This window comes from Saccharopolyspora gregorii (assembly GCF_024734405.1).
Classification (GTDB): domain Bacteria; phylum Actinomycetota; class Actinomycetes; order Mycobacteriales; family Pseudonocardiaceae; genus Saccharopolyspora_C; species Saccharopolyspora_C gregorii.
In genome coordinates this window covers 857,488-871,579 of the sequence record NZ_CP059556.1, presented here as the reverse complement: position 1 = coordinate 871,579, position 14,092 = coordinate 857,488, and the positions used below count along the sequence as shown (strand labels likewise).

8 protein-coding genes (1 of these 8 cut by a window edge) are annotated in these 14,092 nt (G+C 75.1%); 2 read left to right on the top strand and 6 right to left on the bottom strand.

What is annotated here, in order from left to right:
* The first annotated feature begins 50 nt into the window (after positions 1-50).
* The gene (locus H1226_RS03705; protein ID WP_258346254.1) at positions 51-3,134 is read left to right on the top strand and encodes a hypothetical protein; all 3,084 of its coding nucleotides are present in this window, start codon (positions 51-53) and stop codon (positions 3,132-3,134) included.
* Positions 3,135-3,496: 362 nt separating this feature from the next.
* A complete protein-coding gene (locus H1226_RS03700) occupies positions 3,497-5,494 on the top strand; it encodes a hypothetical protein (RefSeq protein ID WP_258346252.1) in 1,998 nt (665 codons plus the stop codon).
* Between the two features lie 168 nt (positions 5,495-5,662).
* Here H1226_RS03700 and H1226_RS03695 read toward each other — a convergent pair whose 3' ends face one another.
* The 6 genes from H1226_RS03695 to H1226_RS03670 form a co-directional block, all read right to left on the bottom strand.
* Positions 5,663-8,074 (bottom strand): right-handed parallel beta-helix repeat-containing protein, encoded by a 2,412-nt coding sequence (locus H1226_RS03695; RefSeq protein ID WP_258346250.1) that lies wholly within the window; start codon positions 8,072-8,074, stop codon positions 5,663-5,665.
* 295 nt (positions 8,075-8,369) lie between these two features.
* Positions 8,370-8,984, bottom strand: a complete 615-nt coding sequence (locus H1226_RS03690) for a type VII secretion system-associated protein (RefSeq protein WP_258346243.1) — start codon at positions 8,982-8,984, stop codon at positions 8,370-8,372.
* A complete protein-coding gene (locus H1226_RS03685; RefSeq protein ID WP_258346240.1) occupies positions 8,981-9,598 on the bottom strand; it encodes a type VII secretion system-associated protein in 618 nt (205 codons plus the stop codon). The genes H1226_RS03690 and H1226_RS03685 overlap by 4 nt, the downstream gene beginning before the upstream one ends.
* 47 nt (positions 9,599-9,645) lie before the next feature.
* A complete protein-coding gene (locus H1226_RS03680; RefSeq protein ID WP_258346238.1) occupies positions 9,646-10,602 on the bottom strand; it encodes a hypothetical protein in 957 nt (318 codons plus the stop codon).
* Between the two features lie 95 nt (positions 10,603-10,697).
* Positions 10,698-11,996 (bottom strand): type VII secretion system-associated protein, encoded by a 1,299-nt coding sequence (locus tag H1226_RS03675; RefSeq protein ID WP_258346237.1) that lies wholly within the window; start codon positions 11,994-11,996, stop codon positions 10,698-10,700.
* A gap of 70 nt (positions 11,997-12,066) precedes the next feature.
* A protein-coding gene (locus tag H1226_RS03670; RefSeq protein ID WP_258346236.1) for a WXG100-like domain-containing protein crosses the window boundary here: on the bottom strand, positions 12,067-14,092 show its end. The gene runs 50,204 nt beyond the window's last position; 2,026 of the gene's 52,230 nt are visible here — the last part of the coding sequence; the start codon falls outside the window, past its right edge — the gene reads right to left on this strand; its stop codon occupies positions 12,067-12,069.

The following is a 14,092-nucleotide window of genomic DNA, read 5'->3' as shown; positions in this document are numbered from 1 at the left end:
GCGAGTGCCGACCGGTGGGACCTCCGAGCGCGCACGACGAGAGCAGGTCGATGTCAGAACCGGAAGTCGAACCCGTCCGGGTCCGCGATCTGATCGTCCGGCCGCAGGGCTCGACGGTGCTCATCCTGCACTCCTCCGGCGGCGATGAGGCCGAGCAGCGCGTGTTCGGTGCCGTGCCCGTGGCGCCCGGCGACGGCCTCGTGCTGGCCGCGGCCGAAGCCGTGCGCGCGAGCGGATTCCGCGCCGCGCTGCGCCACGCCAGCCGGACGGCGGTCACCACCGCCGCGGCCCGTGCCAAGGACGCGGGCACCGGCCCGCCGCGGCTGTGGCTGGCGATCTCCGGGGCGGGCAGGCTCGACGGCCGGGGCCGGTCCACCGCGCAGAAGCTGGCGCGCGAGTTCGCCGTCGAGGTGTACGCCCCGGACGGCCCGGTCACCTTCGTCGCGGGCGGCTCGATCTTCACCGGCGCCGACCACCACGGCTGGGTGCGGTTCCCGGCCGGCGGGGGTGCGGGCGAACTGCACAGCGCGCGCTACCCGCAGCCGCCGTGGGAGGCGCTGCTGCCGCGCGGCGCGGTGCACGACGGCGGGCTGCACGCGGAACCGGTCCCGGCGGGCTTGGCGGCCTCGGCGACCGCGGAGACCACCGCCGACGAGGTGTGGCACGCGGTCGCGGTGTCCGCGGAGCACCCGCGCATCGTGCTCGGCGGGCCGCAGGGCCCCGCCATCGCACCGCACCAGGTGGCGGCGCTGCTCCGGCGGTTCCCGCACGCGGTGCGGGAGCGGATCCAGCTGGTGCCCGCGCACCCGGAACCGGCCTCCCCGCAGTGGCTCGGCAAGCTCGCGGCGCTGCTCGGGCACGACGTCGTGTCCGCCACCGGGCTGATCCGCCACGGGGTCCACGCCGAGTTCACCCTCGTCCCGGACCAGCGGGGCGGGCCGAGCTGGCTGCCCCTCGCCGCGCTGCTGCGGTACTCCCCCGACGGCCGGGTGGAACCGGTGCTGGCCGGGGCGCCGCCGCGCGGCTGGGTGCCCGCCGGGCCGCTGGTGTTCCGCTGGGGCGGGATGACCGATCCGCACCCCACCCCGCACGAGGTGATCGCGAAGGTGGTGCCCGCGGGCGTCGCGCTGCTGCCCGCGCCGCGGGCGGGCGTGCCCGGTGCCGCCGACCGGCTCACGTTCGAACCGGACCGGCTGACCGTGGTGCTGGGCTGGCCGTGCACGCCACTGCCGGAGGGGATGCCTGCCGCGCTGAACCGCTTGCTGGCCGGGCTGGACGCCGAGCAGCGGGTGCGGGCGCGGCTGCTGGTGCAGGGGATCGCGTCGGAGTCGATGCGCGAGCAGCTGCGCGGCGCGGCCGGGCCGCTGGCCGACCGGCTGCGGTTCCCGGCGGTGCTGCCCGCGGCGGCGGGGCTGGGAGATCCGGTTCCGGACGAACCGGTGTCGGGTGGTGCGGTGTCGCCCGGTGTGGTGTCAGTCGATCCGGCATCGGCCGGTCCAGCGTCGCCCGGTGCGGCGTCGGGCCGTCCGGTGTCGGGCGGTCCTGCGTCGGGTGGTCCTGCGTCGGCCGGTCCGGTGCCAGGCGGTCCGGTGCCAGGCGGTCCGGTGCCAGGCGGTCCGGTGCCAGGCGGTCCCGTGCCAGGCGGTCCCGTGCCAGGCGGTCCCGTGCCAGGCGGTCCCGTGCCAGGCGGTCCCGTGCCGAACGGTCCGTCGCCGGTGGCCGCCTCCGACGAACCGGTGGCGCCCGCGGCGGAGGACGCGCCCGCGGCGGAAACCCCGCAGGACTCCGCGGACGGGCCGTCCGCTGCGAGCACCGCCCCGCCCGCGGGGACGGCTCCCGCCGCTCCGGGCGGCGCGGCTCCGGACGGCGCGGACGGCCCGCCGACCGGATCGGCCGCCGCCGCACCGAGCACGTCGGACGGTCCCGGCACCGAAGACGAGTCCCCGGCACCGATGACGTCCTTGGCCACCAGGAGGATTCCGCTCACCGGCCTGCTCCCGGCCGACGCCGGGTTCCCGGTGGCGGTGCGCGCCGACTCCGCGCAGGACGTCCCCCGGATGTCCGCCGAGGTGCCGATGACGCAGCTCGCCGCCCCGGCGGCGCTGCCGAAGCGGCAGCCGGGGGCCTCACCCCTGTCCCTGCAATCCCGGCAGCGCAAGGCGCGGCTGTCCGCGGCCGCCGCGAAGCGCGCGGAACGGCCCGAACCGGTGCGGGTCACCCAGCTCGCCACCATCAGCGCCGCGCAGGTGCAGCCGCCGGAACCGAACGCGGCGGCGGAACCGGCGGTCGCCCCGGCGGACCGCACCATGCGGCTGTCGGTGGCGGCGCTGCGCTTGCCGCCGCGCCGCACCGCGTCCGGTGAGCGCTCGGCGCTGGTGCCGATCCCGGCGCTGCCGCAGTTCCTGGCCGAGCGGCGCAGCAGCGATCAGCAGCGCACCGCCTTCGCCCAGCGGGCGGGCACCGACTTCGAGGCCGGGCTGGCGCAGGTGCGCGCCGCGCTCGCCGCCGCCACCGACGTCGTGGAGCCGGAGCCGGAAGCCGACCTCGTGGCCGTCCGGCTCTACCTCGGCGACGGCGCTTTCGGCGCCGTGTCGGTGAACCGCGCGCTGCGCGGCGCGGGGCGGGACGAGTTCGGCGACCACGCGGTGTGCCTCATGTCCGGGCTGCGCAGGCTGCCGGTGCACGGCGGCCCGGTGCACCGGCTGCTGGAGCTGGACGCGCTGGACGTCTACGAGCCGGGGATGCCGGTGTCCGAGGCGGGTTTCCTCAGCGCGGGCACCGAACCGGTGCGCGCCGAGGGCCACGCGCAGGTGATGCTCTGGTCGCAGGACGCGCGCCGCACGACGCCGCTGGGCGACACCACCGGGGAGGTGGTGTTCCCGGCCGGGGCCCGGTTCGCGGTGCTCGCCGTGGACCGCGACCCGGACGGTCCGGTGGTGCTGCTGCGCGAACTGGGCCGGGCGGAGGAACCGGGCGAGGCACCGGATTCGGACGCCGAGCACCTGGAGCTGATGCGCCTCGCCCGCAAGCACCGGCGGGCCGCGGCGCGCACCCCCGCCGGAGACGCGCTGGCCCGGCTGGCGGAACCGGTGGGGTTCGTCCCGGACGAGCTGCCGGAGCCCGCGGAGCGGTAGCGGTCCCCATCCGAGGGAAACCCTCCGACAGCACCGCGGCACCCGGCCCGCACCGCGGCCCCTGCTCCGGAAGCTCCTTGCTGAGCAGCACGAACGCCTCCGAGCGCCGGTCGGTTCCCGGTGCAGGCGGGCGCTGCGGCGGGTCACCGCGGACCGGTTCGCCACACCCGTTCGGTGTTAGTGTTCAACGGAAGTGCACACTTGGCGCAACCGCGGCCGGAACGATCCACCAGCCGCTCGCCTGGTCCGAGCGCAGGTGGCGCCGGACGCCCCGGACAGCCGGTCAACGCGAGCGCCGCGCAGGCGCGGCGGACGCACGGGCGGCTCGCGGACCTCCGAGCGCGGAGAACGAGAGCGAATCCATGTCTGACCTCGACGAATCCGGGACCGCGCGGGTTCGCGACCTGGTCGTGCGAGCGCACGGCTCGACCGTGCTCGTCGTGCGCCGGTCGGCCGCGGACAAGGAGAGCGCCGCGCTGGCGGGCGCCGTTCCCGTCGGGCCCGGCGAAGGCCTCGTCCTCACCTCCCCCGCCGCGGTGCAGGCCGGTGGGTTCCGCACCGCGCTGCGCAAGGCCTGCCGGGCCGCGGTGGCCGCCGCCGAGCGGACCCGGAACCCGGCGGAGCCGGCCAGGTTGTGGGTGGCGGTGCCGTCCCTGGGCGAGCGCGGCCGCGGCCGCCCGCAGGGGCAGAAGCTCGCCCGCGAACTGGGCGCCGAGGTGCACGCGCCGAGCGGCCCGGTCCGGATCGTCGCGGGCGGTTGCGCGTACGCCGGGGACGAGGACCACCGGTGGATCCGGTTCACCGCGGACGGTCCCGGCGAGGCGCACGGCACCCGCTTCCCCCGCCCGGAGTGGGAGGACCGGTTGCCGCGCGGCTCCGGCTACGACGGCACGCTGCACCTGCGGCCGGTGCCCGCGGGTCTCGCCGCGGCGCTGGACGGCGCGGAGCCGGTGCTGGAGCTCGCCCGGTGGATCCCGGTCGCGCCCGCCCGGCCGCGGCTGGTGATCGGCGGACGCGGGTTGCTGCCGCACCAGGTCGCCGCGTTGCTGCGGCGGTTCCCGGAGCCGGTGCGGCTGCGGATGCAGCTGGTGCCGCTGGACCAGTGGACCGCGTCCGGCGGGTGGCTCGCGGAGCTGTCGCGGACGCTGGGGCACGAGGTGGTGTCCACGATCGGCCCGTTGCAGCAGCTCGGCGGGCTCGAAGCGGCGCACCTGGTCGACGCGATCGGCGCGCCGACCTGGCGCCCGTTCGCGGCCGCGTTGCGGCACGGTGCCGACGGACGGATCGCCGCGGTGCAGGCGAACCTGGCACCGCGCGGCTGGATGCCGGCGGGCCCGCTGGCCTACCGCTGGAGCGGTTCGCCGGAAGTGCAGCCGACGCCGCACGAGATCATCGCGAAGGTGGTGCCCGCCGGACTGGCCCTGGTGCCCGCGAGCAAGGTCGCGTCCTCGACGTCGGCGGACCGGCTCTCGTTCGAGACCGACCGGTTGACGATCACCGTCGGCGTGCCGTGCACCCCGATGCCGGAGGGCGCGGCGCTGGCGCTGCACCGGGTGCTGGGCGGGCTGGACCGGGAGCAGCTGGCGCGGGTGCGGATCCTGGTGCTCGGCGTCGCCGATCGGGCCGCCCGGTCGGCGCTGCTGTCGGCGGCCGGGGAGTTGCGCGGGCGGGTCGCGTTCCCGAAAGTGCTCTCGGCGCCGCTGCGGGAGGAGGAGCACGCGACGCTGCGGGTGCACCGGCAGGCGACCGCTCCGGCGGAGGCCGAGCGGACCCAGCGGGTCGAGCGGGTGGAACGCACCCAGGTGGTGCGGGCGGCGGACGTCGCGGCGGCGCAGAAACCCGACGCGCTCCGCACGGGCAGTGCCCCGGCTCAGGCCGCACCCGCGCCGGCCGCCGAGGAGACCACGGTGGTGCGGGCGGCGGACGTCGCGGCGGCGGAAAAACCCGACGCGCTCCGCACGGGCAGTGCCCCAGCTCAGGCCGCACCCGAGTCGCCCACCGAGGAGACCACGGTGGTGCGAGCCGCGGACGTCGCGGCGGCAGCGGGAGCCTCCACCGAGCAGGAGGCGGGAACGAACAACGGTGCCGCGCCGGCGACTTCCGGGTCCACCGCAGCCGCGGCCACCGCGGCGGGACCGTCCGCGGCCGGGGCGCCGCCCATCACGATGTCCGGGGGTCCCGTCCCCACCACCTCGGCCGAAACGGTGCGGGTCGACGTCTCCACCCTCCGCGCCGCCATGACCGCCGAACCCGAGCACGAGGCAACGGCCGAGGCAGCCGCACCGGCCGAGCCGGGGGCCGCGACGGCGGCGGAGCACCCGCCCGCGACCTCCGGCGACTCCACCGCGCAAGCCAGCTGACCGCGCGAACCGGGCGGTCCCGGGCGGCCACCGGAGCCCGGTTCTCCCGCGGCAGCGCCGAATTCCCGCAGCGCGGACGCGCGGTCTCCGCGCCGCAGGAGGCGGTTCGGGCCCGGGCCGCGCGAGACGGTGCGGCAGGAGGCCGTCCGGCTCCCGCCGCCGAACCCGTCAGACCAGCGAGGTGTCCAGGTCCTCGGCCTTGAGGATCGTCAGGTCGTCGTCGATCGCCGACACGTCGGCCGCGAGCCGGGACGCCTGCCGGTCGGTCATCGCCTCGAAGACCCGGCGCGCGGTGCGGCCGTTGCCGAAGGTGCCGTCCTTCGGGATGGCCTCGAAGTACTCCAGCAGCACGGTGACGGCGTCGTCCTCGAGCTTGTAGTCGTGCTTGCGGCACTGTGATTCGACGATGGTGACGAGCTCTTCCGGCGAGTAGTTCGCGAACTCGATGGTGCGGCTGAACCGGGATTCCATGCCGGGGTTGGCGCTGAGGAATTCGCGCATCTCGTTGGAGTACCCGGCGGCGATCACCACGACGTCGTCGCGGTGGTCCTCCATCAGCTTCACCAGGGTGTCGATGGCTTCGCGGCCGAAGTCGGGTCCGCTGCCGCCCCGGCCGGAGCTGAGCGTGTACGCCTCGTCGATGAACAGCACGCCGCCGAGCGCGGTGTTGAACGCCTCGGTGGTCTTGATCGCGGTACCGCCGATGATCTGCGCGACGAGGTCGGCCCGCGCCACCTCGATGAGGTGGCCGGAGCGCAGCACGCCGAGTTCGGCGAGGACCTGGCCGTAGAGCCGGGCGACGGTGGTCTTGCCGGTGCCGGGGGCGCCGGCGAAGACGAGGTGGCGGGCCATCGGCGGCGCGGACAGCCCGGCGTCGACGCGGCGCTGCGCCATCTTGTTCAGGTTGACCAGCGAGGTCACTTCCCGCTTCACGCCGTCGAGGCCGACGAGCCGGTTGAGCTCGCCGAGCGGGTCGGAGCCGCTGGGCGCGCGGTCCCGCGCGGGCTGAGCCTGCGGGTCGGCGGACTGCTGGTCGGTGGTGGCCGCCGCAGAGCTGCCGTAGGCGTCCTGCGCACCGTTGCCGCCGCTGACCAGGTTCTCGACGGTGATCTTCGCACTGGGCTTGAGCTGCCGGACGCCGCTGCCGCGGTTGTCGCGGACGGTGCAGCCGGACAGCGCCACGGTCTCCTCGGTTTCGAGGTGGACGCCGTCGGAGGCGCTGCCGGTGAACTCGGAGTCGGTGACGGATCCGGAGGCGCCGTCGGCGAAGTGGCAGCCGACCTTGCCGCTGCCGTGCACCCGGCACTTGGCCAGCGACAGGTCCGCGCCCGGGCCGGCGTGCACGCCGTACCCGGCGGATTCGGTGATGTCGCAGTTGGACAGCGACAGCGCGGCGCCCTTCACCTCGACGCCGGAGCCGCCCGCGCGGCGGATGCTGAGGCCGCTGATGGCGGGCCGCGCCTCGCCGGTGACCTCCAGGCCGGAGCCGCCGGTCTGGTCGACCTCGATGTTCTCCAGCCGGCCGCGCGCCCCGGTGTCCACGGCGATCGCGGCGCCGTCGCTGCCGACCACGCGGAGCCTGCGGAAGAACGGGTCGGAGCCGTCGTCGACGCGGACGCCGCCGGTGCAGGCGGAGACGTCGGTCTGGTCGAACTCGGGGACGCTGCGCTCGGTCACGCCGATGCCGATTCCGTCCACATCGGACACCTCGCAGCGGCTGATCTCGCCGGAGGCCCGGCCCGCGAAGTGCAGGCCGCGGCCGCGGGCGCCCTGGACGCGGCAGCCGCGCATGATCGGCGAGCAGGATTCGGCGACGTAGATGCCCTCGGCGCCGGCGCGCTCCACCCGGCACTCCTCCAGCTGCACGGACTCGGAGCTGGCGAGGTAGAAGCCGATCCCCTTGCTGTCCACCACGTTCAGCCGGGTCGCGGTGAGCTGCGCGTGCTGCTCCACGGCGATCGCGGGCTTCGACGTGCCCGCGACGGTGGTGTCCTCGACGGTGATCCGGCCCCGGCCGTTGAGGCAGATCCCGTTGCCCGCGGCCTCGCGCACCGCGCAGGCGCGCACCGTCAGCCCACCGCCGTCGGCGACGACGACCGCGGAGGTGCCCAGTTCCAGCAGTTCGCAGGAGTCCAGCACACCGCCCTGCTTGGAGGTGACCACGACTCCGGCGCCGACCTGGTTGCGCACCTTGCACTCGCGCATGAGCACGCTGCCGGTGTCCCGGGCGTAGATGGCGGCCCAGCCGCTGGCGCGGACCTCGCACTCGGTGAGGGTGAGCTGACCGGCGGTCGCGAGCACGGCCGGGTTCTCCCCGTCGATGGCGTCCACGGTGACGCCGGACAGCGCGGCGGAGTCGGCGGCCAGCGCGACCGCGACCCCCTTGTGCGCCACGATCCGGACGGTCCCGGGACCATCCTCGGCGGTGATGGTGATGGCCTTGGTCAGCACCAGGTTCTCGGTGTAGCGCCCCGGACCCACCACGATCACCGCACCCTCGGACGCGCTGTCGACGGCGTCTCCGATGCTCCGGTGCCCCTGGCCGGTGCCCTGGGTGACCATGATGACGTTCTGGCTCACGTTCCCGGTTCCTCCGTACTCACCGTGCGTGCGACCGATGCGTCCCCGCCGAGCAGCGGCTCCTGGCCGCTCCTGCGGCGTGGCGGCACCCGAGGCGATCCGGATCGCGGTGCGCTGCGAGCGCGTCCGCGATGACCGCGCGCCGGGTGGACCGGCGGTTCCGCGGCCCGCTGCGGCGATCCGATTCAGTCATAACCGCCGACCCGGTCGCCACGACGGCTCTGGAGCCGGTGGGCCGCTGTTCCTGGGGACATCCTTCATGGGTGATCGCGGTGGGCGACACCCTGGTCACACGCTATCCGATCTCGGTTCGCAGCGATCCGCGGGCGGCCTCGTCCTCGTCGGCCGCGAGGTGCGCGCGGAGGGCGTCGGCGGACAGCCGCATGGACGCGGGCGAGTTCGGGTTCAGCAGCAGGTCGACGCCGCTCTCCGGCAGCGCTCCGGCGATCTCGGCGGCGTTCGTGCCGCGCCAGTCGGCGGCGTCGACGCGGTCGCGGTGCACCGGGGCGGTGACCACGAGCACCGAGGGCACGCCGTCCGGGGACCGGTCGAGGACGGCGACGCCGTCCTCGTCGAGCGCGATCTCCAGCGCGGTGTCCGCCAGCACCGACAGCAGGGCCTCCGCGCCGTAGTCCTCGCGGACCATGATGCGCAGCACCGCGTCCACCGGGTCGCTCGGCGATTCCGGGGTCAGCGGCTGGTAGGCGGGGTTCGCCTGGAACCGGCCCCAGGAACCGTCGATCCACATCGGCCAGCCGCCGAGCAGCACCTCGCGCGGCGGCTCGGCGCCCTCCTCCGGGGGCACCCACGCCGGGTCGGTGAGCATCATCCAGTCGGTCGGCGCGGTCTCCCGGTCCGGTACCGCCGCCGCACCGGCGGCGAGGTCCTGCTCCGGGGTCGGCTCGGTCATCGGGGCTCCTCGGCGGGATCGATCGGCCAGGCCAGCAGGCGCAGCTGCTCACCCGCGGCGGTGGGCAGGCCGGCGCGCGCGGAGGCGCGCTGCTCGGCGGACGGTTCCCGGGCGGAGCGCACGAATCCGGCCACCAGCCGCAGCGAACCCGGGCTGCCCGGGTTGAACAGCACGTCGGTGCCCTCGGGGATCAGGTCCGCGAGGCCGTCCACCCCGGTCCGCCACCAGGAGCCGATCTGCTCCGAGCCGAGCCGGTAGTGCGGCGAGGTCGCCACCAGCAGGCAGGGCACGTCGTCGGGCGAGCGCACCACGAGCGGCCCGCCGCCGCGGCCGAGCGCCACCTCCAGCTCGCTGTCGTGCAGCAGCAGCCGCAGCTGGTCCGGTTCGGCCCGGCGCGCGGTGAGCATCCGGAACAGCCCGTCGAGCGGATCGGCGGGCGCGTCGGGATCGGTGGGCGCGTAGTCCGGGTTGGGCCGGAACCTGCCGAGCCCGCCGTCCTCGGCCGTCGGCCACAGGCCCATGATCGCTTCGACCGGGGGTTCGGTCTCCGCCGCCGACGGCGCCCAGCCCGGGTCCATCAGCAGGTAGAAGCGGGACTCGCCGGTGTCCGGCATGCCGCGGTCTCCTCACTCCCCGCCGGGGGTGCGTTCTGCGGGGTTGATCAGGATTCGAAGAGGTGCCGCAGCGCGCGGTGGGTGCGCACCGCGTCCAGCGGCTCGGGCAGACCGCCCGCGCGGCGAATGTGCTCCAGGAAGAGCTCGTCGGGGGCGAGCCCGTGCTCCTCCAGGTAGTAGGTGACCGCCTCCGGCCACAGCCAGACGCCGTCGCCGCGGTAGCTGGTCGGCACGACCTGGCCGCGGTCCGGGTCGACCACGTCGTCCATCGCGGCGCCGGTGCTCAGCAGCAGCTCCCCCGCGCGCAGGTAGGCCAGCGCCTCTTCGCGGTCCTCGGCTTCGAGCACCGGGTGGTCGCGGTCGAACTCGGGGCCGCGGTCCGGGTCGACGCGGTCGAAGACCCGCGCGATCCGGAGCTCCCCCGGTTCGTCCACGGCCCAGGACAGGGTGCCGCGCCCGCGGGCGGCGCGCTGGTAGGCGGGCACGTCCCGCGGGCCCACCACCTCGATCCGCGGCACGTCGGGGTGGTCGGCGAGCGCGCGGTGCAGTTCGCCGCTGAGCCGCGGCAGGTCGCCGTCCTCGTCGGTGGTGACCACGTGCACCGGCAGCGGCGAGCCCTCGCCGCGGAACGGGCGGCGCCACGCGGTCCAGAGGCCGCGGGCGGACGGGTTCCGGGACAGCACCGCGCTGAGCGCGGCGGTCGCGTCCGCGGTCCGCTCCGGCGCCTCGTCGGCGTCGAACAGCCACACCGAGGGCGGGGTCTCGTCGGCGATGGGGATGCCGGTGAACACGGCGGAGGCGGCGTCGTCGACGAGCTCGCTGAGCAGACCGGCCTGGGCGATCGTCACCGAGACCTTGTCCTCCGCGAGCCGCTCGCACACCGATCCCGCGACCCGGCCGACGACTCCGGTGGACAGCACTTCCCGCATCGACGCGAGGAAGTCGTCCGGCACCCGTCCCGCCAAGTGCAGCAACAGGTCGTGCATCCGATCGGCAGTGGACACCCCGCGCACCTCCCTCTCCCTCGGACGATCGTCCCACGACCGCGCCCGACCCCGGTCCTCGACCCGGTCAGGGGTTCCGCGGTGCGGTCAAACCCTCACGAACCGGCGGCGCCCGGTTCCTCCGGTTCCGCGGCCAGCGCCCGGCGGAGCTCGTCGGCGCCGAGCCGCACCGAGGCCTCCCCGCCCGGGTTGAACAGCACGTCGACGCCTTCCGCCGGCAGCAGCGCGGCGAGCCGCTCCACGTCCATCTCCTGCCAGGATTCGACGGTGAGCCGGTGCGACTGCGCCAGCGAGGTCACGACCAGCACCGACGGCACGCCGTCGGGGGCGCGGGTGACGATCGCCGAACCGTCCTCGTCCAGCGCGAGGCAGATCAGCGCGCCGGGCAGCGAGGCGACGAAGTCGTCCGCGGTGCCCTCCCCACGGGCGGCGAGGCGCAGCTGCGCGTCCAACGGGTCGGTCGGCAGCTCCGGGCTCGACGGGCGGTAGGCGTGGTTCGGGGCGAACCGCTCGGTGACGCCGCCGTCGCTGACGTACCAGGCGCCGACGATCGCCTCCTCCGGCACCGGGTCGTCCGGATGCTCGGGGGCGTAGTTCGGGTCGACGAGCATCGCCCAGTGCTCGCCGGTGTCCTCCCGCGCGGCCTCGGCGCTGTCGGTGTCCGCCACGGCGGGGTCCTCTCGGTTCGTGGTCACGGTCGGGTCGTCAGGAGCGATCGGGTCGGCGCGGCCGGTCGGGTCGTCAGGAGCGACCGGGTCGTCAGGAGCGACCGGGTCGTCAGGGCCGGTCGGCTCGGCGCGGCCGGTTCGCTCGGCGCGGGCGATGGGCTCGTCACGGGCGAACGGGGCCCGCGCGGTCGGCGCGGGTTCGGCGACGACCTCCTTCAGCGCGGCGGCGACCACCCGCATCGACGCCGGGGCGCCCGGGTTCAGCAGCACGTCCACGCCCTCCGCGGGCAGCGAGGCGGCCAGGTCGGCGGCGCTGATCTCCTGCCAGCTCGGCACGTCCAGCGGCCGGGCGTGCACCGGGGACGTCGCCACCAGCACCGAGGGCACGCCGTCCGGCGACGGCGCCACGATCGCGGCGCCCCGGCCGTCGAGGGCGATGCCGAACATCGCGTCCCGCATCGTCTCGATCGCGGCCCGCTCCGGCTGCTCCCCGCGCACCACCAGTTGCACGGCGGCGTCGACCGGATCGGTCGGCGAGTCCTCGCGCGAGGGCAGGTAGTCCGGGTTCGGCTGGAACGGGCCGACGGAGCCGTCGGCCTCGAGCACCCAGGCGCCGACCACGGCCTCCGCCGGGGCCGGTTCGTCCTCCGCCTCGGGCTGCCAGGCCGGGTCGACCAGCAGCACCCACTGGCGGTCCGCGTCGTCCGGCGGGGTCTCATCTCGCATCAGGAGTCCTTCGATCGGGGCCGCCCCGCGACCCACCTTATCCGTGCCGTTTCCGGTCGGGCCCGCGCCGCTAGCTCCCGGCGCCGCGATTCTTCGCGATGTTCTTCATCCGGTTGTTGAAGGTGCCCTTCGGCATGAGCAGGAACTCCGCGATCGAGTTGGCGGAGATCTTCTTCTCGTCTTCGTTCACCATCGCGTGCAGCACGTCCTCGAACGCCTCGGTGAACTCCACCTTCTTCGAGTCCAGGTTCTTCGGGTCGCGGCCCTCGTTCGCCGCGGCCCGCTTCTCGGCCTCCCACATGGCCCGGAATTCGGCGGGCATGGCGGCCGACAGGCGGGCCTCCGCGCCCGCGATGTTCTCGACGCGGTAGGCCAGCTTGCGGGTAGAGCCGCCGATCTTGTCCAGCTGCTTGTCCATCGCGACCGTGGTCATCCGGAGTCGTTCGGAGATGCGCGGCTTGAGCTCCGGGGTCGCGTCGATCAGCTCCTTGATCTTGTGGCGCAGCTCGTCGGGGAACTCCAGCGTGAACTTGCCGCCGCGCGGTGGGCGGGCCTCGACCTCGCGCCAGAACTCCGCACCCGCCGCGTGCTCCAGCTGCGGGGCGACGACGGCGTCGAAGTGCGCCTGCTCGCGCTGCTTGCGGACCGCGGTGGGCTCCTTCAGCTCGGGTGCCTCGGCGCCCGCCCGGTTGCCGATCCGCAGGTACCGGGTGTGCGAGACCAGGTCGGTGATGGCCGCGTCGTCCTCGGCCTCGCTGCTGGACGGGGTGTCCACCATGCCCTGGATGTCGGAGTCCGGTGGGAACTCCAGCACCGGCTCGCCCTGGGCGTCCCGGGTCTTCTCCGGCACCGTGTAGCGCTGCTGCTCGCCGCCCTCCGCGCCCAGCTCGACGCCCCGCAGTCCGGGCGCGGACCCGGCCGGGGCGGGCCTGGTGTGCTTCGGCGCGGACATGTACATGACGCGGTTCGGATCACCCAGCTCGTCCCGCAGGTGCTCGCCGAGCTCCGGCCCCTTCGACTCGTCGTACCCGGCGAGGTGGCGCACCCCGGTCTCCAGGGACTCCCGGTAGTAGTGGTTGCCGCGGTCGTTGAACCGCAGGTCCAGCCCGACCTTGTCCCGGAAGTAGCGCAGCAGCGACAGGCACGGGTCGCAGGGACGCTTGGTGCCGCGGAGGTGGGTGGGGCCGCCCTGGGTCTCCGCGGTGATCCCCGCGTTCTGCAGCAGCTGGAGCAGCTTCTGCTCGGCGTGCATCTTGCCCGCGCCCTCGCCGTCGTGCACCAGGTACGCGTAGCCGGCGTACTCGGCGTCGTCGGAGAGCAGCTTCGCCAGGTAGTCGCGGTAGGCCGGGTCGTTCGCCTTGTCGTTGGAGATGTCGACGAGGCGGATGTGCGAGGCCTCGCGCAGCGCCTGCAGCGTCTCGTTGTCCCGCTTGAACACGACGTCGTCCGAGGAGCCCGGCTCAGCCGCCTTCGAGTCCCGCGCCTGCATCGCCTGCTGGTCGGGAGTGAGCCCCTCCCGCACCTTCAGCATGGCCTCCCGGTCGCGGCGCCGACGCTCGATCTCGCGCAGCGCCTTGCCGCCGGGCTGCTGCTCGGAGTCGTCCACCCCGTCGAGGGTCCGGCGGCGCTTGCCGCCGCCGTCGGGGACGCCGGAGGCGCGCTTGCCGGGGCCCTTCTTCGGCGGCACGGCCGGGGGTGCCTCGCCGTCGCTGTCGGCACCGGCGCGGCCCGGCTCGCCGAAGTCCTGCTGCACCAGCCGTTGCAGGGCGTCGCTGCCGCCCAGGTCCGCGTCGCGGTCGGTGCCGCTGAGGTCGGTCAGCACGTCGTGCAGCCGGAACACGGACCGGTTGTAGTTGCTGGCGAAGACCAGGTGCCCGTTGTGCAGCATGGTCTGGAGCTCCTGCTCGGCGACCGCGGCCGGGACCTTCTGCCCGTCCGCGACCGGCTCGGCGTCGCCCGTCCGCTCGCGGCGTTCCGCGGCGACGACCGCGTTGTACATCTGGCGGTCGAGGTGCCGCAGGCTCTGCCCGGTGCGGTCGCCCTCGTAGCTGCGGGCGTAGCGGACCACCACGTCGTGGGTGACGCGGCCCCACTGC

What these genes read in the sequence shown, in the direction of transcription:
- H1226_RS03705 (WP_258346254.1), top strand. Translation starts at nt 51, where the DNA reads ATGTCAGAACCGGAAGTCGAACCCGTCCGGGTCCGCGATCTGATCGTC.
- H1226_RS03700 (WP_258346252.1), top strand. Translation starts at nt 3,497, where the DNA reads ATGTCTGACCTCGACGAATCCGGGACCGCGCGGGTTCGCGACCTGGTC.
- H1226_RS03690 (WP_258346243.1), bottom strand. Translation starts at nt 8,984, where the DNA reads ATGACCGAGCCGACCCCGGAGCAGGACCTCGCCGCCGGTGCGGCGGCG.
- H1226_RS03685 (WP_258346240.1), bottom strand. Translation starts at nt 9,598, where the DNA reads ATGCCGGACACCGGCGAGTCCCGCTTCTACCTGCTGATGGACCCGGGC.
- H1226_RS03675 (WP_258346237.1), bottom strand. Translation starts at nt 11,996, where the DNA reads ATGCGAGATGAGACCCCGCCGGACGACGCGGACCGCCAGTGGGTGCTG.